Below are 22,161 nucleotides of genomic sequence, written 5' to 3'. Positions count from 1 at the left end.
CGCCTGCTCCGTCACGTTCATGCATGCGCGGGTTGCGCGGATTCGGCCGCGGCCGGCCGATGCTGCGCGCCCGTATGCCAGGCCGGCAGGCGCGCGCCCGCGCCGAACAGCTTCTCGCGCAGCGTCGGCGCGGGATCGTAGTCTTCCTTGTAGACGCCGCGGTTCTGCAGCTCGGGCACGACCCAGTCGACGAAATCCTCGAACGACTCGGGCATCACGGTACGCGTCAGGTTGAAGCCGTCGATGCCGGTCTCGTCGATCCACGACTGCAGCTCGTCCGCGACCTGCGACGGCGAGCCGACGATCGGCGCATAGCGGCCGCCGAGCGACATCTGTTCGAGCATCCGCCGCACGGTCCACGTGCCGCTCGTGCTCTTGCGCGAGATTGCGTCCACGGCCGACTGGATCGAGTCGGTCTTCACGTAGGAGATCGGCTCGTCGAGGCCGTACTTCGCGAAGTCGATGCCGGTCGAGCTCGCGAAATGCGCGAGCCCCGCTTCCGGGCTCGCGTAGCGCCGGTACTCGTCGAACTTCTCGCGCGCGAGCCGTTCGGTCTCGGCCGTCACGACGCTCACGCCGGCAAAGATCCTGATCGACGCCGGATCGCGCCCCTGCCGCGCCGCCGCCGCACGAATGTCGAGTGCGGCCGCGCGCGCGGCCGCCTTGCTCTGGCCGTTCACGAACACGCATTCCGCATGCCGGCCCGCGAACTCGACGCCGCGCGCCGACGAACCGGCCTGGTACAGCACCGGCGTGCGCTGCGGCGACGGCTCGCTCAGATGGATCGCATCGACCGAATAGAACGGCCCGTCGTGCTTCACGCGCCGCACCTTGCCCGGCTGCGCAAACACGCGCGCCCGCGCGTCGCGGATCACCGCGTCGTCGTCCCAGCTCTGCTCCCACAGCTTGTAGACGACGTCCATGTAGTCGTCCGCGCGCTCGTAGCGGTCGTCGTGACCGATCTGCTGCGCGAGTCCCATCCCGCGTGCAGCGCTGTCGAGATAGCCGGTGACGATGTTCCAGCCGACGCGCCCCTTGGTCAGGTGATCGAGCGTCGACATGCGGCGCGCGAACAGGTACGGCGGCTCGTAGGTCAGGTTCGCGGTCACGCCGAAGCCGAGATGCCGCGTGACCTGCGCCATCGCCGGCACCAGCAGCAGCGGATCGTTGACGGGCACCTGCACCGATTCGCGCAGCGCGGTATCGGGGCCGCCGCCGAACACGTCGTACACGCCGACGATGTCCGCGAGAAAGATGCCGTCGAACTTGCCGCGTTCGAGCGTCTTCGCGAGATCGGTCCAGTAGTCGAGATCGGTGTAGTGCGCGGAGCGGTCGCGCGGATGCGTCCACAGACCGTGATTGATGTGCCCGACGCAGTTCATGTTGAACGCGTTGAGCAGGATCTTCTTCGGGTTGGCCATGCTCGCCTCCTTCACCACGCGATCGCGTACAGCGAGCCGAACGCGTTGTCGAGCGCCTTGCGCACCGCCGGCGAATGCTGGTAGATCGCGATGAACTTGCGGATGCGCGGATCGTTCACGCTGTCGGGCCGCACGACCCACTGGATCGCGAAGCTCTTGTTCTCCGTGCCGTCGAACAGCAGCGCGCTGTTCGGGTCGGTGGTGCCGGCGAGCTTGATGAAGCTCGGATAGCCCTGCGCGAGGTCGACGTCGTCGAGCGAGCGCGCGAGTTGCGACGCTTCGAGCGCGATGATCTTCAGGTGCTTCGGGTTCGCGACGATGTCGCGCGTCGTCGCGCGATAGTCGACGCCCGGCTTCAGCGTGATCAGGCCGGCGCGCTGCAGCAGCAGCAAACCGCGGTCGCCGTTGACCGGATCGTTCGCGATCGCGACCTTCGCGCCGTCCTTCAGCTCGCCGAAGCTTTTCACCTTCTTCGAATAGAGGCCGATCTTCATGATCGTGCCGGGCGCGATCGCGACGAAGTCGTAGCCGCCCTGCTTCTTCGCGTTCTGAAGAAACGGGATGTGCTGGAAGTAGTTGACGTCGATGTCCTTGTTCGCGAGCGCCGCATTCGGCGTGTTCCAGTCGGTGAACTCGATGATCTTCACGTCGAGCCCCTGCGCCTTCGCCTCCTTTGCGGCGATTTTCAGCGCATCGATCTGCGGGCTCGTCGCGATGCCGACCTTCAGCGGCGCGGTGTCGGCCCGCGCGCCGTTCAGCAGCGCGACGCCGAGCAGCGCGGCCGCGAACAGCCGGACGGAACGGGCGAACCGCCCGGAAAAGACGCGGGCGGAAAAAACGGCGTGCAGCATGGAAACCACTCTCCTGTCCAAAGACGGTGGCGATGGATGAGCGGCGCCGCGGCGAACGCGCGGGCGTTCTCCGGACGGTCGTCGTCGCATCGGAAACGGATCAGCCGATGATAGAGAGCGGCGCGGGGACGGTCTACGAAGCGATTGTGCGAAGAAAATCGCGTCCGGCGATATGGCGCGATATGGGCGCGCCGGAGCCGCGGCCGCGCGCGTGGCCGAGATCTCGGCCTGCCCGCCGGCCGAATTCCGAAATCTCGGAACGGCGCCCGCGCGACCCTTTCGGCAGACGAAATGAATTCCTTTTAAATCAAAGGCTTGCGAGGCAAACCAGAAAGCCGCTCCTGGCACGGACGTTGCGTAATAGTCGGCACACGATGCCGCGACGCACTGCCGGCATTCCAACATCAGGAGACACGTCTTGCAGACCTCTATCCACACCCCGGCTCATCCGGAGCCGATTTCCGACGCCCGCCCCGCCGCGCGCGAGCGCTTCTGGCCGGAAGGCTGGTGGAAGCTGATGGAAATCCGCATCGGCATCATTCCGCTGCCCGTCTACTTCATCCTGCTCGCGCTGATCGTCGGCTTCTCGGTGACGGGCAAGGTGCCCGGCGAGATCTCGATGGCGATCGCGGTGCTCGCGTTCTTCGGCTTCACGTGCGCGGAACTCGGCAAGCGCCTGCCGCTGCTGCGCAACATCGGCGCGGCCGCGATCTTCGCGACCTTCGTGCCGTCGGCGCTCACGTACTACCACGTGCTGCCGAAGCCGGTGCTGAACCTCACCGTCGAGTTCACGAAGTCGACCAATTTCCTGTACCTGTTCATCGCATCGATCATCGTCGGCAGCATCCTGAGCATGGATCGCCGCGTGCTGATCCAGGGCTTCCTGAAGATCTTCGTGCCGCTCGCGGCGGGCTCGGTCGCCGCGGCGATCGTCGGCACGGCCGTCGGTACCGCGCTCGGCCTCGGCGCGCGCCACACGCTGCTGTACATCGTCGTGCCGATCATGGCCGGCGGCGTCGGCGAAGGCGCGATTCCGCTGTCGATCGGCTATTCGGAACTGATGCACCTGCCGCAGGGCGAGATGTTCGCGATGGTGCTGCCGCCGGTGATGCTCGGCAGCCTGACCGCGATCATCCTGTCCGGCGCGCTCGACATGCTCGGCAAGCGCCTGCCGCACCTGACCGGCAACGGCCGCCTGCAGGTCGGCGAAAGCGGCGACATGACGCCGGAAAGCGAAGAACTCCGCGGCCACGTCGACGTGTCGCACATCGCGGGCGCCGGCATCACGGCGATCACGCTCTACCTCGTCGGCCTGATGGCGCACAAGCTGTTCGGGCTGCCGGCGCCGGTCGCGATGCTGTTCCTCGCGGTGCTCGTGAAGCTCGCGCGCGCCGTGTCGCCGCCGCTGCAGGAAGGCGCGTTCGTCGTCTACAAGTTCTTCTCGACCGCCGTCACCTATCCGCTGCTGTTCGCGATCGGCGTCGCGATGACGCCGTGGGACAAGCTGACCGCCGCGTTCACGCTCGTCAACGTCGTGACGATCGTGGCGACGGTCGCGACGCTGATGGGCACCGGTTTCGTGGTCGGCCGCCTGATGAAGATGTACCCTATCGACACCGCAATCGTGAACGCCTGCCACAGCGGCCAGGGCGGCACCGGCGACGTCGCGATCCTGACCGCCGCGAACCGGATGCAGCTGATGCCGTTCGCGCAGATCGCGACGCGCATCGGCGGCGCGATCGTCGTCACGGTCACGCTGATCCTGGTCGCCCACTTCGGATGAGGCGCCGCCGCGCGCACCGTCGCGCCGGCCGCCCCGCACGCGCCGCCGCCGGTCCTGCCGGCGCGCGGCGCGCGTCGTTGGGGCCCGCCGGCGCCGGTTCACGCGGATGCGGGCTTCGATGAGGGCGAACGTGCAGAAGAGCTTCAAGGGAATTCCGTGGTGGGGCTGGGCGTCGGCCGCCGTGCTGTATGTCGGCGTGGCGGGCGCGGCCGTCGATATCGCGTGGGAGCGCGCGATCGACGCGCTCGAGGAGAACGGCGCGCACCGGCTCGACCTGTATGCGTCGAGCCTGAAGAGCGAGCTCGGCCGCTTCGAGATCCTGCCCGCGCTGGTCGCGCGGCAGGACGGCGTGCGCGCGCTGCTGAAGGCGTCCCCGCACGGTTCGCCCGAACTCGTGCACACGGTGAACACCTATCTCGAGGCCGTGAACCGCGACGCGGGCAGCGGTGCGGTCGACGTGATCGACCTGCGCGGCGAGGTGATCGCCGCCAGCAACTGGAACGAGACGCTCAGCTTCGTCGGCACGAACGTGTCGTACCGGCCATACTTCAAGGACGCGCTCGCGCGCGGCAGCGGCCGCTTCTTCGGCATCGGCACCAATACCGGCGTGCCGGGCGTCTACTTCGCGAGCGCGGTGCGCGACGACGGCGTGCCGATCGGCGCGGCGGCCGTCAAGGTCAGCGTCGATCCGCTCGAATCGGCGTGGCGCGCGCCGGGCGTCGCGGCGATGGTCGTCGACAGCAACGGCGTGGTCGTGATCTCCACCGAACCCGCATGGAAATTCACCGCGCTGCGCCCGATCACCGCGCAGCAGCAGCGCGACATCCAGGCCTCGCGCCAGTACGCGGGACGCACCGTCGACGCGCTGCCGTACCGCCGCATCGGCGACCGCAGCGCCGCCGCGTGGTTCGGCACCTTCCCCGATCCGCACCACGCGGGGCGGGCGACGCGCTATCTGGTCATGTCGCGTCCCGCGCCGCAGGCGGGCGATTCGCTGATGGTGCTGCTCGACATCGCGGGTGCGCGGCGCCAGCAGCAGACGGCGTTCGTGTTCGTCACCGGCGCGTTCCTGATCGCCGCACTGCTGGCCGGCTATGCGATCCAGCGCCGCCGCGCGATCGCGGCACGGCTGAGCGCGCAGGACGCGCTGCGCCGCGCGAACGACCGGCTCGAACTGACCGTCGCGCAGCGCACGGCCGCGCTGACGGCCGCGAACGAACGGATGCAGCGCGAGATCGTCGAGCGCGAGCGCACCGAGCAGCGGCTGCGCGATTCGCAGCAGGAAGTCGTGCACGCGGGCAAGCTGGCGGTGCTCGGACAGATGGCCGCAGGCCTCACGCACGAGCTGAACCAGCCGCTGGTCGCGATCCGCACGCTGTGCGACAACGCGCGCACCTTCTTCGAGCGCGGCCAGCCGGCGCCGGCCTATGCGAATCTCGAGCGGATCGGCAAGCTCGTCGACAGCATGGCCGTGCTCACCGGCGAACTGAAGACCTTCGCGCGCAAGCCCGACGTCGAGCGCGTCGCGGTATCGCTCGCGGAGGCCGTCGCGCATGCGCGGCTGATCTACGACGCGCGGATCCGCGACGAAGGCGTGCAGCTCGACGTGAACATTCCGCCCGGCACGACGGTCTCCGCCGAATCGAGCCAGTTGCAGCAGGTGATCGTGAACCTGCTCGGCAACGCGCTCGACGCGGTGCACGACGCGCCGGTGCGCCGCATCGCCATCGCCGCCGACGCGCCGGACGCGCACGGGCGCGTGCGCTTCACCGTGACGGATTCCGGCGCCGGCATCGCGCCCGACGTGCTGCCGCACCTGTTCGAGCCGTTCGTCACGACCAAGCCGCGCGGCCAGGGCCTTGGGCTCGGCCTCGCGATCACGTCGCGGATCGTCGAAGGGTTCGGCGCGAAGATCGCCGCGACGAACCGCGACGGCGGTGGCGCGCAGTTCAGTATCGAATTCGCGGCGGCCACGCCGCAAAGGACAGAACATGGAAGATGAAATCCGCGTGCTGGTCGTCGAGGACGATGAAAACGTCCGGATCGGCGTCGAGCAGGCTGTCGCGCTCGCCGGGTTTCCGGTCGACGCATTCGCATCGGCCGCCGACGCGCTCGCGCAGGTCGCGCCCGGCGCGCCGGTCGTGATCGTGTCGGACGTGCGGATGCCCGGCATCGACGGGCTGCAGCTGCTCGAACGCGTGATGGCCGTCGATCCGCAGATCCCGGTCGTGCTGATCAGCGGCCACGCGGACATCTCGACGGCCGTCGGCGCGATGCACGACGGCGCCTACGACTTCATCGAGAAGCCGTTTTCGTCGGACCTGATCGCGGGGCGCGTCGCGCGCGCGGTCGAGAAGCGCCGCCTCACGCTCGAAGTGCAGGGGCTGCGCGCGGTGCTGAACAACTGGCAGGGCATCGAGGCGTTCGTGCTCGGCAAGTCGCCCGCGATGGCCGACGTGCGCAAGAAGATCCTGCGCCTCGCCGATACGTCGGTGTCGGTGCTGATCACCGGCGAGACGGGCACCGGCAAGGAATTGATCGCGCGCAGCCTGCACGATTTCGGCGGGCGCCGCGATGCGCATTTCGTCGCGCTGAACTGCGGCGGCCTGCCCGAGCAGATCTTCGAGAGCGAGCTGTTCGGCCACGAGGCCGGCGCGTTTACGGGCGCGATCAAGAAGCGGATCGGCAAGATCGAATGGGCGCACGGCGGCACGCTGTTTCTCGACGAGATCGAGACGATGCCGATTCCGCTGCAGATCAAGATGCTGCGCGTCCTGCAGGAGCGCGTGGTCGAACGGCTCGGCGCGAACGAATTGATTCCGGTCGATTGCCGCGTGATCGCCGCGTCGAAGGCCGATCTCGCCGAACTCGCGGCCGAGGGCCGGTTCCGCGCCGACCTGCTGTACCGCCTGAACGTCGCGCAGATCGAATTGCCGCCGCTGCGCGAGCGGCGCGAGGACGTGCCGCTGCTGTTCGAGCATTTCGTGCTCGCGGCCGCGCGGCGCTTCGGCCAGCCGGCGCCGGTCGTGTCCGCTGCGCAGGTGTCCGAACTGATGACGCACGCGTGGCCCGGCAACGTGCGCGAGCTGCAGAACGTCGCGGATCGCTTCGTGCTCGGCCTGACCGGCGACAGCCTGCTGTCGGCCGGCGGCCCGGGCGCGGCGGGAAGCACGCTCGCGGAGCAGCTCGCGTATTTCGAGCGGATGCTGATCGAGGACATGCTGCGGCGTCACCACGGCAACGTCGCGGACGCGAGCGTCGCGCTCGGGATGCCGAAGAAAACGCTCTATCACAAGCTGCGCCACCTGCGGATTCCGACGCGCGGCGACGCGGCGGCCGATGGCGGCGAATGAAGCGAACGAGGACCGCACCGGCATGGATCGCATCGAAATCACCGAGCAGGACCGCATCGACGGCTACCTGATCCGCGGCGTCACGCGCGCCCAGAAAACCTTCCGCCCGAGCGACTGGCCCGAGCGCCTCGCGGGCGTCATCACGCTGTTCGTCGGCGAACGGCGGCCCGGCCATCCGGGTGCGCTCACGCGGCTGGCGATGCCCGTCGTCGCGGGCGGCATCAAATGCCTGTTCGTGTCGGGCGAGCTGCGCGACGTGTGCGCGGACGCGTTCGACTTCGCGATGCAGTTCGCGGCGGACAACGATCTGCCTGTCGAGGTTCGGACGGCGCCGGTGTTGGCGGTGCGGTGATTCATGCGAAACGCGGCATAACGATCGCGCGGTATTTCATCCGTTATCGGTAGGACCGATTGGTCAGGTCACGTAGGTGGCGAGATGAAACAGAATCGCCAACAGGGTCACGACGACGAACGTGATGCACCATTTGCGTAATGACCAACGTCTGTAGGCGATAGCATTGAGCACTGCACACGCGATCGATGGCCATAGAAGAATGAAGAGCATCGTTGCGACCAAGCCAGCGTGGGATGCGCAGGATTCGCCGCAACCGACTGCCGGGCGTGACGGCTTGGCCCAGTCCTGGCGGTTGAAAACATAGAACGATGCGCCCGTCACGAGAAGTCCCCATACGAAGCCTAGAACGGCGAAAGCCATACGCTTCATCTCACTTCCCAAAACAAAATCTCTTTGGATGCCGCCAAGTCTGATATCCAGTTCTCGTTGCCGCCGGGACGAAACCAGGACCGTAGGTCCGGCATCGTTCGTCTACCCACACGAAACCGCCAGAACGACGCAAAGGACGGCGTAAGCGTGTCTTTGTTCCATAGGTCAATATGACCGCCGCTCAGTGCATCGCGGGAATCTCCCTCCTGACGCCAATATCCGAAGAAATAGATGATACCGGTTCGGCCGTCGATTTTTTCCTGCCAATCCTGACCAGTAATGTTTTCAGGTTTGCCAAGCCCAAGGAACGGGCGAAGCTTGAGCCACTCAGCCAGTTCGTAAGCGCGCGTCGCAGTCGCTTTTCCGCCGAGTATCAGGCGGCCCAATGTCCTCTTGCCGGGCATCGGCTTCAGCACGTTTTGAGAAAACGACTTCATGTCGCTTCCGATGCGATGAAAGGTGACGCTCATGCGAATGGCGCATTGATTCTTATATTCTCCGGTGGGGTCATCGTAGGGGTCATTCTTCGGGTACGCGTCCCAAAGCGCTTGAAAGGACAGGGCTTGTAGTTGTACGGATCGCTTTGAATTTGGTGTGTCATTTGTGCGAACCTTCGTAGGACGATTAGACACGGTTTACTCCGCTATGCTCTTTAGCGATGACTTCGTCACCCCAGTAAACGGTGTAGTTGTGTGATTCGTCGCCAGTGTTGACACGCGGTAACGTGCCTCGTGCATCGAGTACGCCAGAATAGACGCGACCGTCTACCGTCTCAATGTAATAGGGGTAATTCTCCCAGCCGCCGCAAATACTATCGCGAGTCGCCGCTTCGATTTGTTCGTCAAATGCACCTTTCTTCAACGACACGACTCCGTCCGTTGACGTGCGGCTCGAAACGACCTCGCCGAGACCCTCGAGCCGATCGTCGCACCACGCTTCACCAGCAAGTACCGCGACGATGCTCGGCGGAGTCGAGCAGCCGCACAGGACAATATCGTGCTCCAGGGCGACCTCTCCCTGAAACCTGAGCCGATACGGACCACCGGCCTTCGCAATGATGCCGGTGGTTTTACACGCGGCGCAGAACGCTTGACCACCAATCAACACCGCTTGATGGCCATGTACCAGAAGCCGTGGTCCGCCGTATGGAGCAATCGTTCCGCCACTGGAAAGACCATCGCCAACAACCGCAATTCTTCTATTCATTGCCGCCCCCGTGGAAAGCCGTAATCGTAACGCGGCTGCGCGACTGTATATCTCAATAATATTCGGATGTCTTAATTATCAAAACTTGGTCGCCGTCAATTTTCTGGCGGGAAGCGACCGTCTGCTTCATTGACGTGCGGTGCTGTATTGCCCCATGCGTCCATCAACGCAACGCGCGATCGATCATGCGATCGGCGCGCCCTCGGAAAGCAAAGCGCTCCTGACGCTTGGCCCAGCAATGATCCCCTTTGTGCTCACTTGGCCGCGTTAAATGACAGGCCCACGTCGTGCCGATCTCTGGAGCACCACGACGCCCGCCCGATCAAATTCCACGTCCGCACTGTCGCCGTTGCGGCTGGCCATCCGGTCGACGCCGCCTTTACATGGAACAGATGAACGTCGGCACGCCGATGGCCGTAAGCCGATCGCCTGCCCTCTTGCTCCGACAAGGCTTTCCGCCCGATCCATCAATAAAATTGATCGCGACGATGAAAATTATGCGTTTTGCTTGCAGCTCGCCCTGAGGCATAGTTGCGTCGTGTTGACGCACCTTTGAGTCTTTCAGTCATGAACATGCGAATCGAGCCTTCGGTGCTCGCGAATCCGGACCTGCAATTTGCGACGTTGTCGTCGGGCATCAGCCTGCCGTATGTCGAGCGGGGCGGCGGCGCGCCGATGGTGTTCGTTCATGGTTCGCTGTGCGATTACCGCTACTGGGATCCGCAGCTCGCCGCACTGTCGGCCCACTACCGCTGCATCGCGCCGAGCCTCAGCCACTACTGGCCGGCCATCGAAGCGGGCATCCAGGACGAGTTCGGCTGGCAGAACCACGTCGACGAGCTCGCCGAATTCATCGACGCGCTCGATCTCGGCCCCGTCCATCTCGTCGGCCATTCGCGCGGCGGCAGCGTGGCCTTCAATGTCGCGCGCCAGCATCCGCACCTCGTCGAATCGCTGACGCTCGCCGATCCGGGCGGCCCGCTGCAACGCGACGGCGTGCGCGAGGAGGCGAAGCTGCCGGCCGCCGCGATGGCGCTGCGCACCCGGGCGGTGGACCTGATCGACAGCGGCAGCGTCGAGGCGGGCCTCGAAATGTTCGTCGATTCGGTCAGCCTGCCCGGCGCGTGGAAGAAGAGCACGTCGCGCTTCCGCACGATGGCGATCGACAACGCCAGCACGCTGCCGAAGCAGCTGCGCGATCCGCTGCCCGCGTATACGCAGCACACGGCCGCCGCGATCGCGTGCCCGACGCTGCTGATCGACGGCCAGCGCAGCCCGAAGATGTTCCGCAACAACGTCGAGACGCTTGCGCAGTGGATCGGCAACGCGCAACGGCAGACCGTCGCCGGCGCATCGCACGGGATGAACGCGGCAAGCCCCGCCGTGTTCAATCGCTACGTGCACGAGTTCGTCGCGGCGTAAGCGCCGTCGCGCGACGCGGCTTCAGGGCCGCCGTCGCCGTCATCTGTCCGGTCACGATGCGGGCGCCGCCCGCATCGCCGGCACATCCGCTCCGTCACGCACGCCGCGCGCCGCATCAGGCCGCCGGCTTCGCGTTGCGCGTCACCGCATCCGGCAGGCCGAACACGCAATCGAACGACCAGTTGTACACGAACGTGAAGATCGGGAAGAACACGATCAGCACCGCGTCGAACAGGAACGCCTGCAGCAGCGATACGTCGAGCCACCACGCGATCAGCGGAATCAGGAAGGTCACGAGCGCGACCTGGAATCCGATCGCATGCGCGACGCGGCGGCCGACCGTGCGCGTCGTCGCCGCGCGGCGCCGCTCCCACGCCTCGAACGCGAGGTTGTACAGGAAATTGACGGTGACGCCCGTCGTCGAGATCATCACGCCGAGCAGGCCGCTCGTCTCTGCGCTCGCGCCGCTCAGCGCGCCGAGCACCGTCGACGCGATCAGGATGCCGAGCGCCTCGAACATCACGACGTAAACTACGCGTCTCTTCCAGCCCTGCATGAATCGCTCCCTTCGAATCGAACAAGGTGGCGAGACTAGCAGCGGGCCCCGTGCCCGCAAAAGTCAGGTGCTTTCAATTTTTCTGACAGGAGGCATCGCATGCTGACCAGCGACCATATCGACATGCTGCTGACCGTCATCGACAAGGGCTCGTTCTCGGCGGCCGCGCGCGCGCTCGGGCGCACGCCGTCGGCAATCAGCATGGCCATCGCGAACCTCGAGGCCGAACTCGACCTCGTGCTGTTCGACCGCGGCACGCGCGAACCGACGCCGACCGCCGCGATGGCCGCACTGCTGCCCGACGCGCGCGCGATCGCCGAGCGGCTGCACGCGCTGCGCGCGCATGCGCAGCACCTGTCGGAGGGCGTCGAGGACACGCTGCGGCTCGGCCTCGCCGCGGAGATCGACGGCGCGCCCGTCGCGCGCGCGCTCGCGGCCGTCGCCGCGAAGTATCCGGCGCTCGCGATCGGCATCGTCACCGCGCCGCAGGATGCGATCGTCGACGCGCTGCATCGCGGCGCCGTCGATCTGTGCGTCGCGTACGGCGGGCTCGATCTTCATCCGCAGGAACAGATCCACGCGCTGTGGACCGAGACGCTCGTCGCGGTCGCGGCGCCGAGTCATCCGCTGATCGCCGAAGCCGCGCATCCCGAAGGAATCGAGCGACTGTCGGGGTTCCGGCAAATCGTGATCGCCGATCCCGACCGGCCGCTGACCGACGTGCGGCCCGTGATCGGCAACCGCACATGGAAAGTGACCGACATGGCGACCGCGATCGCGCTCGTGACGGCCGGCCACGGCTGGGCGAACCTGCCGGCGTCGGTGATCGGCCGCTACGTGGCCGCCGGCGAACTCGCGCCGCTCGCGTTCGCGAACATCCGCAACGGGCTGCCGCTGCCCGTGTATCTGCGCAGGCCGAAGCATACGGGGCTCGGCAAGGCCGCGAAGGAGCTGGTGCGGGCGCTGCGGGCGGGCGGCGACGCAGCGTAACCGCAACAGGCGCTACCGCGCGCGTTTGGCCGCCCGCTTCCGCGCGGCGCCCCCGGTCCGGCCGCCGCCATTCGCCGCCGCGAACATCTTCATGTCGCTCAGCAGGCAATTCAGCAGCGTGTCGGCCGCCACACCGAGCGGCCGCCCCGTCTTCACCAGCAGGCGCGCCTTCGCGGAATCGAACAACGGATGTTCGATCGGCAGCGCGACGAGCTCGCCGCTGTCCAGTTCGCGATAAGCCGCGAACGCGCCGATCAGCGTGATGCCTCGATGGCGCTTGACGAAATGCCGCAGCACCGCGAGCGAATTGGTCGTCAGCGTCGGGCGGATCGGCAGGTTCTCCGTGTAGGCGAGCATCTGCGCCACCTGACCGAGACCGAAGGCCGGCGGCATCAGCGCGAGCGGATATTCGCCGAGTTCGTGCGCGCGGACCGGGCCGCCGCGCACCGCGAGCGGATGGCCCGCGTGGACGAGCGCCACCACCGGCTGCGACGAGGTCGCGAGATAGCGAATCTCCGGATGCGCGGGCGGGTTGTACGCGAGCCCGATATGCGCGCGGCTCTCGGCCACCTCCTGCAGCACGTTGTTGACCGGCAGCACGTCGACGATCACGTCGAGTTTCGGATAGCGCATGCAGAAGTCGGTCAGCACCTCGTCCATCAGCACGTCGACATAGCCTTCGCTGGTCACGATCCGCACCTGGCCGGACTGAAGCCGCTGCAGCGCCTGCAGCCGCTCCTCGAACAGTTCCTGCTGCGAGCGGCAACCGCGCCAGTATTCGAGCAGATGCGCGGCGGCCTCGGTCGGCCGCACGCCGCGCGCCTGGCGCTCGAACAGCACGACGCCGATTTCCGCCTCGAGCAGGCGGATCTGCCGCGTGATCACGGACGGCGCGGTATTGATGCTGTCGGCCGCGCCGCGGATCGAACCATGGGTCAGGACTTCATGAAAGTAGCGCAGGCGGCGCTGGTTCAGTTCGCGCATGGGGATTCCGGTGTGTCGTAACGTGTTGCCTCTGGAGCAACATTAGTGCACGGAAGTTGCTCTTGCTCTGCTTTTTCGTCTCTCCGACGATGCAGCAATCGCGATCAATGTTGCAAGACGCTCACGTCACTGGAGACCGATATGTCCGCCGTACCCTCCTCGCGCCATCCGACGGCCCAGGACAGCGCCCCCGTGCAGGCGCTGTATCGCAAGCTGAACTGGCGCCTGCTGCCGCTCCTGCTGCTGTGCTACACGTTCGCGTATCTCGATCGCGTGAACATCGGCTTCGCGAAGCTCCACATGCAAAGCGCGCTCGGCTTCTCCGATGCGGCATACGGCCTCGGCGCGGGCATCTTCTTTCTCGGCTACGTGCTGTTCGAGATCCCGAGCAACCTGTTGCTGCCGAAGATCGGCGCGCGCAAGACCATCAGCCGGATCATGGTGCTGTGGGGCCTGACGTCGGCCGGCATGATGTTCGTGCGCGGCGAGACCTCGTTCTACGTGCTGCGCTTCCTGCTCGGCGTGTTCGAGGCCGGCTTCGCGCCGGGGATGATCTTCTACCTGACCTACTGGTATGGCGCGCGGCGCATGGCCGGCGTGATGGCCGTCGTGATGCTTGCTGGCCCGATCGGCGGCATCGTCGGCTCGCCGCTGTCGACCTGGCTGATGACCGCACTCGACGGCGCGCACGGCCTCGCCGGCTGGCAATGGATGTTCGTCGTCGAAGGGCTGCCGTGCGCGTTGCTCGGCCTGCTGGTCCTCAAGGTGCTGGCCGACCGGCCTGCCGATGCGGCGTGGCTGACCGACCGCGAAAAAAGCCTGCTCGCGTCCGAACTGCAGACGCCCGCCGCCGGCCATCATGCGTTCGGGCAGGCGGCGCGCGACCCGCGCGTCTACCTGCTGGCCTTCGCGTACTTCACGATGATCTGCGGGATCTACGCGGTCAGCTTCTGGCTGCCGTCGATCCTCAAGGCCAACGGCGTGACCGACACGATGCAGATCGGCTTCTATTCGATGATTCCGTACATCGCGGCCGCCGGCGCGATGCTCGCGATCGGCCGACGCTCCGACCGCCGCGGCGAACGCCGGCTGCACAGCGCGGTATCGGCGCTGGTCGGCGCGGCCGCGCTGGCCGCCGCGACCTTCGCCGACGGCCAGCTCGCGGTATCGCTCGTCTGCATGACGATCGCCACGGCGCTGACGTGGGCGGCCTATACCGTGTTCTGGGCGATCCCGTCGCAGTACCTGACGGGCAACGCGGCCGCGGGCGGCATCGCGCTCATCAACACGATCGGCCTGATCGGCGGCTTCCTCAGCCCGACCGTCATCGGCGAGATCCGCACCGCGACCGGCAGCATGCAGGCCGGGCTGCTGGTGATCGTCGCGCTGATGGTCGCGGGCGCGGCGGCGCTGATCATGAATCGCCTTCCCGTCGCGACGCGCTGATACGACGCGCCGCTTCACGCTCTTCGCGCGGCGCCGTCCGGCAGGATCGGGCACCGGACGCACGTCGCGCACACCGACCGTTCTTCCTGGATTCAGTCTCATGACCACACGCATCCTGATTGCCGGTTTCCAGCATGAAACCAACACCTTCGCACCGACCCGGGCCGCCTATGCGAATTTCGAGCGCGGCGAAGGATTTCCGGCCATGGTGCGCGGCGCCGACCTGCTCGCGCTGCGCGACGTCAACATTCCGGCGGGCGGCTTCATCCACGCGGCGCAGCGGCGTGGCTGGGCGTTGCAGCCGGTGATCTGGGCAGGCGCGAGCCCGTCGGCGCATGTCACCGAGGATGCGTTCGAGCGGATCGCCGGCGAGATCGTCGACGCGGCACGGCACGGCGGCTTCGACGCGGTCTATCTCGACCTGCACGGCGCGATGGTCGCCGAACATACCGACGACGGCGAAGGAACGCTGCTGGAACGCATCCGCGATGCGGTCGGCCCGGCCGTGCCGGTGGTCGCGTCGCTCGACCTGCACGCGAACGTGACCGAGCGGATGCTGAGCCGTGCCGACGCGCTGGTGGCCTATCGCACGTACCCGCACGTGGACATGGCCGAGACCGGTGAACGCGCGGCCGCGCTGCTCGAACGCCTGCTCGCGGGCGGCGGTCCGCTGCATCGCGCTGCACGGCGGCTGCCGTTCCTGATTCCGATCAACGGCATGTGCACGCTGCTCGATCCCGCGCGCGACATGTATGCACGGCTTGCGGCGCTGGAGACGGACGGCGTGGCTTCGCTGTCGTTCGCGCCGGGCTTTCCGGCGGCGGACTTCCCCGAATGCGGGCCGGTCGTCTGGGGCTACGGCGACGCCGATGCGGTCGACGCGGCCGTGCAGGCGCTGTACGACAAGATGCTGAGCGACGAAGCGAAATGGCAGGTGCCGTTCCTGTCGCCCGACGACGCGGTGCGCGAGGCGATGCGACTCGCGGAACGCGCGAGCAAGCCCGTCGTGATCGCCGACACGCAGGACAACCCCGGCGCGGGCGGCGACTCCAACACGACGGGCCTGCTGCGCGCGTTGCTGCGCAACGGCGCGCGCGACGCGGCGCTCGGCCTGCTGTGGGATCCGGCCGCGGCGGCGGCGGCCGCACGGGCGGGCGTCGGCACCTGCATCGAGTTGTCGCTCGGCGGCTCCGGCGTACCGGGCGACGAGCCGTTTCACGGACGCTTCGAGATCGTCGCGGTATCGGACGGCGTGTGCCGCTACGACGGGCCGATGATGAACGGCATGCTCGCCGACGTCGGGCCGGTCGCCTGCCTGAAGATCGACGGCGTGCGGATCGTCGTGAGCGGCGGCAAGGCGCAGATGCTCGACCGCAATCTGTATCGCGTGGGGGGCGTCGAGCCGGAGGCGATGAAAATCCTCGTCAACAAGAGTTCGGTGCATTTCCGCGCCGACTTCCAGCACATCGCGCACGCGGTGCTGGTCGCCAAGGCGCCCGGGCCGATGCAGGCCGACCCGGCCGACCTGCCGTGGACGCGGCTCGCGCACGGCATGCGGACGAAGCCGATGGGCGACGCGTTCAAGGGCGCGTGACGCGTTCGCGTCGAAACGGCTGGATGAGGATTTGGCGGCAGTTCGGGATCGGGCAAGATTTTCTACGGACCCGTCGTGCGCTGCGCGCTGCAGGCGACGAGGCGTGACCGGGGCGGGTGGCGGCACGCCAGCCGCCCCGTCGGGCGAGGCTCGCGCGGTCTGACCGTTAGTTGCAGTACGGAGGTGCCCCGTGTCACGCCAATCGCCGCCGCGACGCGATAGCCGTGTGAAAGCCCCCAAACGTATCTTCATTGTAGATACAAATAACTTGCAATCCGCGCGATGCGTTTCTACAATGGATAAACATTTGGAGGTTGCCATGGAACTCAAGATTCAAAAATGGGGCAATAGCGCGGCGGTTCGTTTGCCCAGCGTTCTGCTCGAACAGATCAACGCGACGGTCGGCAGTTCGCTGAGCGCGGACGTGCGCCCGGATGGCGTGTTGTTGACGCCGGCCCGCCGCAAGTATTCGCTCGATGATCTCGTTGCCCAATGCGACACGAAAGCGCCTTTCCCTGCCGACATGGCTGCATGGGGCGAGGTCAAGCCGGTGGGGCGTGAGGCATGGTGAAGCGCGTCAAGTTCGAGCGAGGCGATATCGTGCGCGTGAGCCTGAATCCGACTCTCGGTCGTGAGCAGCAGGGCGACTTTCGTCCGGCGCTGGTGCTCTCCCCGGCAGCGTTCAACGCTTTGGGCGTTGCGCTGGTCGCACCGATCACCCAGGGTGGCGAATTTGCCCGGTTCGCAGGGTTCGCGGTCCCGCTGTCCGGTGCAGGAACCGAGACGCAGGGCGTCGCACTGGTGAACATGGTTCGCATGCTCGACCTGGAGGCGCGCGGCGCTCGCAAGGTCGAACGCGCGCCTGTCGAGGTCGTGGAAGATGCACTCGCCCGGCTTCAGACGATCATCGAATAATGAAAGGGCTTTTCCGCCAGGCGGATAGTCTCTCTGCTGGACGACCCGAGGTTTACACGGCGGAAGCGGTATAACGCGTGCGGGAAGTTGCAATCCCGATCCGCGTCACCGCGGATCGGGGCTGGCTGAACTTCATGTGGCGCAGCGGCCCGCCACCCGCGTCGACGCGTCAACGCCCCGCGATCTCCGCCTTGGCCGTCGCCGCATCGCCGACCGCCGTCGGCGCACCACCCCACCCACCGCCCAGCGCACGGATGAGGTTCACGGTCGACACCGCCTGCGCCCCGGTCAGCTGATTCGCCTGCAACTGCGACTGCAGCACCGACCGTTCGCTGTCGATCACGTCGAGATACGCGACTTCACCTTCCTGATACTGCGTGCGCGACAGCGTCGCCGCGCGGCGCGACGCATTGACGGCCGCGTCCTGCGCGCGGATCTGGTCGTCGAGCAGGCGCAGGTCGGCGAGATTGTCCTCGACCTCGCGGAACGCGACCAGCACCTGCTGCCGGTAGTTCGCGACCTGCTCGTCGTACTGCGCGCGCGCCTGCTGCACGCCGGCCGCGCGTCGCCCGCCGTCGAACAACGGCAGCGTCAGCGCGGTTCCCGCGAACGGCCCGAGCAGGAACGTGCGGCTCGACCACAGGAACAGGTTGCCGAGCGTCGACGCCTCGTAGCCGAACGAACCCGTGATGTCGAGCTTCGGAAAGTACGCGGACTTCGCGAGACCGATCCGGGCGTTCGCGGCTGCCATCGCGCGCTCGGCCGCGGCCACGTCCGGGCGGCGTTCGAGCAGCGCGGAGGGCAGCCCTGGCGGCACCTTCACCGCGACCGGCACGATCGGTGCTTCCTTGAACGAGAAATCCGCGGGCGCCTTGCCGAGCAGGATCGCGAGCGCATGCTCGGACGCCGCGCGCCGGCGCGCGACGCCGACGGCATCGGCCTGCGCGGTCGCGAGTTCGTTCTTCGCGCGCGACACGTCGAGCTCGCTGATGTCGCCCTCGTTGAAGCGGCGCTGCACGAGCTTCAGCGCCTGCTCGCGCAGCTCGACCGTGCGGCGGTACAGGTCCTGGTCCGAATCGAGCTGACGCAGTTCGAAGTAGTTCTGCGCGACGTCGGCCTGCAGCGCGAGCTGCACCGAACGGAACAGCGCCTCGCTCTGCGCCTGGTCCGCGCGCGACGCCTCGACGTTGCGGCCGACACGGCCGAACAGGTCAGCTTCATACGACACCGTGCCCTGCGCCCGCCACAGCGTCGCGGTGGTCGGCCCCGTGCCCTGCGGCTGGAACTGCGACGCCGACGACAGCCCTTCGCGCGTCGGCCCGAAGCCCGCGCCGATCTGCGGGAACCACTGCGAGCGCGCGCTGCGCGTCGCCGCGCGCGCTTCCTCGACGCGCGCGGCCGCGGCCTTCAGGTTCTGGTTCGCGGCGAGCGCCTGCGCCTCGAGCGAATCGAGCACCGGGTCGCCGAACACCTTCCACCATTCGCCGCGATGCGCGCCATCCGACGGCTCGGCCGTCTTCCACGTGCCGGCCTGCTCGCCCGGCGCCAGCGTCGGCGCTTCCTTGAATGCGGCCGGCGTCGACACGTCCGGACGCTTGTAGTCCGGGCCCACCGCGCACGCGGCCAGCAGCGTCGCGAGCAGCGTGCTCGCGGCCGCCGCCTTGGCGATGCGCATCAGGCCATTCGGGTTGTGCATGTTGTCCATCTGTCTATCCTCAAGCATCCGAAGCCGGCACACCCTGGGCCGGTACGCCATAGCCGGCCGAGTCCTTGCCGGCGACGTGAATCTTGCCGCCCGCGAGCGTGCGCAGCACCACGTAGAACACCGGCGTCAGCATCAGCCCGAACAGCGTCACGCCGAGCATCCCGAAGAACACCGCGACGCCCATCGCATGACGCATTTCCGCACCCGCGCCGGTCGACGTGACGAGCGGCACGACGCCCATGATGAAAGCGATCGACGTCATCAGGATCGGGCGCAGCCGCAGCCGGCTCGCCTCGATCGCGGCCTCGAGCGGCGTCCTGCCGTCGTGTTCGAGCTCGCGCGCGAACTCGACGATCAGGATCGCGTTCTTCGCCGACAAGCCGACCAGCACCATCAGGCCGATCTGCGTGAAGATGTTGTTGTCGCCCTGCGTGAGCCATACGCCGGTCAGCGCCGACAGAATGCTCATCGGCACGATCAGGATCACCGCAAGCGGCAGCGTCAGGCTCTCGTACAGCGCAGCAAGCACGAGGAACACGAGCAGCACGCTGATCGGGAACACCCACATCGCCGAATCGCCCGCGAGGATCTGCTGGTACGTGAGGTCGGTCCACTCGAAGCGCACGCCGCGCGGCAGCGTTTCGTGCGCGATCCGCTCGATCGCGGCCTGCGCCTGGCCCGACGAGAAGCCCGGCGCCGGGCCGCCGTTGATGTCGGCCGCCGTGTAGCCGTTGTAGCGCACGACCATTTCAGGGCCGAACGTCGGCGTCACCGTCACGAGCGACGACAGCGGGACCATCTCGCCGGCAGCGTTGCGCGTCTTCAGCTGCAGGATGTCGTCCGCGCGCTGGCGGAACGGCGCATCGGCCTGCACGCGCACCTGGTACACGCGTCCGAAGCGGTTGAAGTCGTTCACGTACAGCGAGCCGAGATACACCTGCATCGTGTTGAACACGTCGGTGACCGACACGCCGAGCTGCTTCGCCTTCACGCGATCGAGATCGACGTTGAGCTGCGGCACGTTGATCTGGTAGCTCGTAAACAACGGGCCGAGTTCCGGCGCCTGCTGCGCGCGCTTGATGAAGTCGTTGGTCGCATCCGCAAGCCGCGCATAGCCGACCGCGCCGCGATCCTCCACCTGCATCTTGAAGCCGCCGAGCGTGCCGAGGCCGAGCACCGGCGGCGGCGGGAACACCGCGACGAACGAGTCCTTGATCGCACCGTACTTCTGGTTCAGCGCACCCGCGATCGCACCGGCCGACAGCGCCTTGCCGTGCCGCTGCGCGAACGGCTTCAGCGTGACGAACACGATGCCCGCGCTCGAGCTGTTCGTGAAGCCGTTCACCGACAGCCCCGGGAACGCGACCGCGCTCTCGACGCCCGGCTGCTTCAGCGCGATCGAACCCATGTCGCGGATCACCTTCTCGGTGCGGTCGAGCGACGCGCCGTTCGGCAGCTGCGCGAACGCGATCAGGTATTCCTTGTCCTGCGCGGGCACGAAGCCGCCCGGCACGACCTTCGACACCAGCACCGTCGCGCCGACCAGCACCAGATACACGCCGAGCATCACGGCCTTGCGCGACAGCACGCCGCGCACGCCGCGGCCGTAGTGCTCCGCACCGCGATGGAACACCTTGTTGAAGCGCCGGAAGAAACCGCCGAGCACGCGGTTCATCACGCGCGTGAGCCAGTCCTCCTTGTCGCCGTGACCCTTCAGCAGGATCGCGGACAATGCCGGCGACAGCGTCAGCGAGTTGAACGCCGAGATCACCGTCGAGATCGCGATCGTCATCGCGAACTGCTTGTAGAACTGGCCGGTCAGGCCCGACATGAAGGCGAGCGGCACGAACACGGCGACCAGCGTCAGCGCGATCGCGATGATCGGCCCGCTCACTTCCTGCATCGCCTTGTAGGTCGCCTGCCTTGCGCTCATCCCGCTCTCGATGTTGCGCTCGACGTTCTCGACCACGACGATCGCATCGTCGACCACGATCCCGATCGCGAGCACCATCCCGAACAGCGACAGCGCATTGATCGAATAGCCGAAACCGAGCAGCAGCGAGAACGTGCCGACGATCGACACCGGCACCGCGATCAGCGGAATGATCGACGCGCGCCAGGTCTGCAGGAACACGATCACGACGATCACGACCAGCGCGATCGCTTCGAGCAGCGTGTGCACGACGGCCTTGATCGACGAACGCACGAACTGCGTCGGGTCGTAGACGATCTTGTAGTCGACGCCCGCCGGCATGTCCTGCTTCAGCTCGGCCATCGTCTTGCGCACTTCGTCCGAGATCTGCAGCGAGTTCGCGCCCGGCGACTGGTTGATCGCCATCGCGACGGCCGGCTTGTTGTCGAGCAGCGAGCGCAGCCCGTATTCGGACGCGTCGAGCTGGATCCGCGCGATGTCGCGCAGATGCGTGACGCCGCCGTCCGGCGTCGTCTTCACGACGATGTCGCCGAACTCGTCTTCCGTCTGCAGGCGGCCGCGCGCGTTGACCGACAGCTGCAGCGGCGTGCCCGGCAGCGACGGCGACGCGCCGATCACGCCGGCCGCGACCTGCACGTTCTGCTCGCGGATCGCCTGCACGACGTCCTCGGCGGCGAGCCCGCGCTGCGCGACCTTCTGCGGATCGAGCCACACGCGCATCGCGTAGTCGCCCGAGCCCCACAGCTGCACCTGGCCGACGCCCTGGATCCGCGACAGGCGATCCTTCACGTTGATCAGCGCGTAGTTGCGCAGATACGTCATGTCGTAGCGGTTGTCCGGCGAGATCAGGTGCACGACCATGGTCAGCGTCGGCGAGCTCTTCACGGTCGTGATGCCGAGCCGCTGCACGTCTTCCGGCAGACGCGGCAGCGCCTGGTTCACGCGGTTCTGCACGAGCTGCGTGGCCTTGTCCGGATCGGTGCCGAGCTTGAACGTGACGGTGATCGTCATGTTGCCGTCGCTGTTCGCCTGCGACTGCATGTAGAGCATGTCCTCGACGCCGTTGATCTGCTCTTCGAGCGGCGACGCGACCGTCTCGGCGATCACCTTCGGGTTCGCGCCGGGATACTGCGCCTTCACGATCACCGATGGCGGCACGACCTCCGGATATTCCGAAATCGGCAGCAGGAACATCGCGATCACCCCGCCGAGCAGGATGATCACCGATAGGACTCCTGCGAAGATGGGCCGGTCGATAAAGAATTTGGAAATGTTCAT

19 protein-coding genes are annotated in these 22,161 nt (G+C 67.0%); 10 read left to right on the top strand and 9 right to left on the bottom strand.

The window, feature by feature from the left end:
• Positions 1-17: 17 nt before the first annotated feature.
• Positions 18-1,421 carry an LLM class flavin-dependent oxidoreductase gene (locus WS57_RS01450; RefSeq protein WP_059516081.1) on the bottom strand — a complete coding sequence of 468 codons (1,404 nt, stop codon included), beginning with the start codon at positions 1,419-1,421 and terminating at the stop codon, positions 18-20.
• Positions 1,422-1,432: 11 nt separating this feature from the next.
• Positions 1,433-2,272: a MetQ/NlpA family ABC transporter substrate-binding protein gene (locus tag WS57_RS01445; protein WP_069243646.1), complete on the bottom strand. Its 840-nt coding sequence runs from the start codon at positions 2,270-2,272 to the stop codon at positions 1,433-1,435.
• A 418-nt stretch (positions 2,273-2,690) separates the two neighbouring features.
• Here WS57_RS01445 and WS57_RS01440 point away from each other — a divergent pair, with 418 nt between their 5' ends.
• From WS57_RS01440 to WS57_RS01425, 4 genes are all read left to right on the top strand, one after another.
• A complete protein-coding gene (locus WS57_RS01440; RefSeq protein WP_059516080.1) occupies positions 2,691-4,055 on the top strand; it encodes a 2-hydroxycarboxylate transporter family protein in 1,365 nt (454 codons plus the stop codon).
• A 118-nt stretch (positions 4,056-4,173) separates the two neighbouring features.
• Complete coding sequence (locus WS57_RS01435) at positions 4,174-6,057, top strand: sensor histidine kinase (RefSeq protein WP_059482212.1); 1,884 nt, start codon at positions 4,174-4,176, stop codon at positions 6,055-6,057.
• The gene (locus WS57_RS01430) at positions 6,047-7,408 is read left to right on the top strand and encodes a sigma-54-dependent transcriptional regulator (protein ID WP_069243645.1); all 1,362 of its coding nucleotides are present in this window, start codon (positions 6,047-6,049) and stop codon (positions 7,406-7,408) included. Before WS57_RS01435 ends, WS57_RS01430 begins: the two co-directional genes overlap by 11 nt.
• A gap of 22 nt (positions 7,409-7,430) precedes the next feature.
• Positions 7,431-7,760 (top strand): DUF3579 domain-containing protein, encoded by a 330-nt coding sequence (locus WS57_RS01425; RefSeq protein WP_009695439.1) that lies wholly within the window; start codon positions 7,431-7,433, stop codon positions 7,758-7,760.
• 63 nt (positions 7,761-7,823) lie between these two features.
• Here the strand turns inward: WS57_RS01425 and WS57_RS01420 are convergent, their stop codons facing one another.
• The 3 genes from WS57_RS01420 to WS57_RS35270 are packed head-to-tail and all read right to left on the bottom strand — an operon-like array spanning position 7,824 to position 9,338.
• Entirely contained in the window at positions 7,824-8,132 is a 309-nt protein-coding gene (locus WS57_RS01420; RefSeq protein ID WP_059606189.1) for a hypothetical protein, read from the bottom strand.
• Positions 8,129-8,764: a type VI secretion system amidase effector protein Tae4 gene (locus WS57_RS01415; RefSeq protein ID WP_059606186.1), complete on the bottom strand. Its 636-nt coding sequence runs from the start codon at positions 8,762-8,764 to the stop codon at positions 8,129-8,131. Before WS57_RS01415 ends, WS57_RS01420 begins: the two co-directional genes overlap by 4 nt.
• The gene (locus WS57_RS35270) at positions 8,757-9,338 is read right to left on the bottom strand and encodes a PAAR domain-containing protein (protein WP_081337572.1); all 582 of its coding nucleotides are present in this window, start codon (positions 9,336-9,338) and stop codon (positions 8,757-8,759) included. The genes WS57_RS01415 and WS57_RS35270 overlap by 8 nt, the downstream gene beginning before the upstream one ends.
• Positions 9,339-9,905: 567 nt before the next feature.
• On the opposite strand from WS57_RS35270, the gene WS57_RS01410 reads away from it, so the two are divergent.
• The gene (locus tag WS57_RS01410; RefSeq protein WP_069243644.1) at positions 9,906-10,760 is read left to right on the top strand and encodes an alpha/beta fold hydrolase; all 855 of its coding nucleotides are present in this window, start codon (positions 9,906-9,908) and stop codon (positions 10,758-10,760) included.
• Between the two features lie 115 nt (positions 10,761-10,875).
• Here the strand turns inward: WS57_RS01410 and WS57_RS01405 are convergent, their stop codons facing one another.
• Complete coding sequence (locus WS57_RS01405; protein ID WP_059519282.1) at positions 10,876-11,316, bottom strand: PACE efflux transporter; 441 nt, start codon at positions 11,314-11,316, stop codon at positions 10,876-10,878.
• 99 nt (positions 11,317-11,415) lie between these two features.
• On the opposite strand from WS57_RS01405, the gene WS57_RS01400 reads away from it, so the two are divergent.
• Entirely contained in the window at positions 11,416-12,306 is an 891-nt protein-coding gene (locus WS57_RS01400; protein WP_059519280.1) for a LysR family transcriptional regulator, read from the top strand.
• 12 nt (positions 12,307-12,318) lie between these two features.
• On the opposite strand, the gene WS57_RS01395 is transcribed toward WS57_RS01400, so the two are convergent.
• A complete protein-coding gene (locus WS57_RS01395; protein ID WP_059519278.1) occupies positions 12,319-13,290 on the bottom strand; it encodes a LysR family transcriptional regulator in 972 nt (323 codons plus the stop codon).
• A 141-nt stretch (positions 13,291-13,431) separates the two neighbouring features.
• Here WS57_RS01395 and WS57_RS01390 point away from each other — a divergent pair, with 141 nt between their 5' ends.
• From WS57_RS01390 to WS57_RS01375, 4 genes are all read left to right on the top strand, one after another.
• Positions 13,432-14,736, top strand: coding sequence for an MFS transporter (locus tag WS57_RS01390; protein ID WP_059519276.1), 1,305 nt, complete (start codon positions 13,432-13,434; stop codon positions 14,734-14,736).
• Between the two features lie 100 nt (positions 14,737-14,836).
• The gene (locus tag WS57_RS01385; protein WP_069243643.1) at positions 14,837-16,330 is read left to right on the top strand and encodes a M81 family metallopeptidase; all 1,494 of its coding nucleotides are present in this window, start codon (positions 14,837-14,839) and stop codon (positions 16,328-16,330) included.
• A 319-nt stretch (positions 16,331-16,649) separates the two neighbouring features.
• The gene (locus WS57_RS01380) at positions 16,650-16,901 is read left to right on the top strand and encodes an AbrB/MazE/SpoVT family DNA-binding domain-containing protein (RefSeq protein ID WP_006397258.1); all 252 of its coding nucleotides are present in this window, start codon (positions 16,650-16,652) and stop codon (positions 16,899-16,901) included.
• Positions 16,895-17,245, top strand: a complete 351-nt coding sequence (locus WS57_RS01375; RefSeq protein WP_009693107.1) for a type II toxin-antitoxin system ChpB family toxin — start codon at positions 16,895-16,897, stop codon at positions 17,243-17,245. The genes WS57_RS01380 and WS57_RS01375 overlap by 7 nt, the downstream gene beginning before the upstream one ends.
• A 169-nt stretch (positions 17,246-17,414) precedes the next feature.
• Here the strand turns inward: WS57_RS01375 and opcM are convergent, their stop codons facing one another.
• Positions 17,415-18,950 carry a multidrug efflux transporter outer membrane subunit OpcM gene (opcM, locus tag WS57_RS01370; protein ID WP_059519271.1) on the bottom strand — a complete coding sequence of 512 codons (1,536 nt, stop codon included), beginning with the start codon at positions 18,948-18,950 and terminating at the stop codon, positions 17,415-17,417.
• A 10-nt stretch (positions 18,951-18,960) separates the two neighbouring features.
• A complete protein-coding gene (gene ceoB, locus WS57_RS01365) occupies positions 18,961-22,161 on the bottom strand; it encodes a multidrug efflux RND transporter permease subunit CeoB (RefSeq protein ID WP_060300970.1) in 3,201 nt (1,066 codons plus the stop codon).

Source organism: Burkholderia pseudomultivorans, assembly GCF_001718415.1.
Lineage (GTDB): Bacteria > Pseudomonadota > Gammaproteobacteria > Burkholderiales > Burkholderiaceae > Burkholderia > Burkholderia pseudomultivorans_A.
This window is presented reverse-complemented; position numbering and strand designations above follow the sequence as displayed.

Coding starts and splice junctions, on each gene's coding strand:
- WS57_RS01390 (WP_059519276.1), top strand. CDS start 13,432: ATGTCCGCCGTACCCTCCTCGCGCCATCCGACGGCCCAGGACAGCGCC.
- WS57_RS01435 (WP_059482212.1), top strand. CDS start 4,174: ATGAGGGCGAACGTGCAGAAGAGCTTCAAGGGAATTCCGTGGTGGGGC.
- WS57_RS01400 (WP_059519280.1), top strand. CDS start 11,416: ATGCTGACCAGCGACCATATCGACATGCTGCTGACCGTCATCGACAAG.
- ceoB (WP_060300970.1), bottom strand. CDS start 22,161: ATGAACATTTCCAAATTCTTTATCGACCGGCCCATCTTCGCAGGAGTC.
- WS57_RS35270 (WP_081337572.1), bottom strand. CDS start 9,338: ATGAATAGAAGAATTGCGGTTGTTGGCGATGGTCTTTCCAGTGGCGGA.
- WS57_RS01410 (WP_069243644.1), top strand. CDS start 9,906: ATGAACATGCGAATCGAGCCTTCGGTGCTCGCGAATCCGGACCTGCAA.
- WS57_RS01385 (WP_069243643.1), top strand. CDS start 14,837: ATGACCACACGCATCCTGATTGCCGGTTTCCAGCATGAAACCAACACC.
- WS57_RS01420 (WP_059606189.1), bottom strand. CDS start 8,132: ATGAAGCGTATGGCTTTCGCCGTTCTAGGCTTCGTATGGGGACTTCTC.
- WS57_RS01430 (WP_069243645.1), top strand. CDS start 6,047: ATGGAAGATGAAATCCGCGTGCTGGTCGTCGAGGACGATGAAAACGTC.
- WS57_RS01405 (WP_059519282.1), bottom strand. CDS start 11,316: ATGCAGGGCTGGAAGAGACGCGTAGTTTACGTCGTGATGTTCGAGGCG.
- WS57_RS01395 (WP_059519278.1), bottom strand. CDS start 13,290: ATGCGCGAACTGAACCAGCGCCGCCTGCGCTACTTTCATGAAGTCCTG.
- WS57_RS01375 (WP_009693107.1), top strand. CDS start 16,895: ATGGTGAAGCGCGTCAAGTTCGAGCGAGGCGATATCGTGCGCGTGAGC.
- WS57_RS01450 (WP_059516081.1), bottom strand. CDS start 1,421: ATGGCCAACCCGAAGAAGATCCTGCTCAACGCGTTCAACATGAACTGC.
- WS57_RS01425 (WP_009695439.1), top strand. CDS start 7,431: ATGGATCGCATCGAAATCACCGAGCAGGACCGCATCGACGGCTACCTG.
- opcM (WP_059519271.1), bottom strand. CDS start 18,950: ATGGACAACATGCACAACCCGAATGGCCTGATGCGCATCGCCAAGGCG.
- WS57_RS01445 (WP_069243646.1), bottom strand. CDS start 2,272: ATGCTGCACGCCGTTTTTTCCGCCCGCGTCTTTTCCGGGCGGTTCGCC.
- WS57_RS01380 (WP_006397258.1), top strand. CDS start 16,650: ATGGAACTCAAGATTCAAAAATGGGGCAATAGCGCGGCGGTTCGTTTG.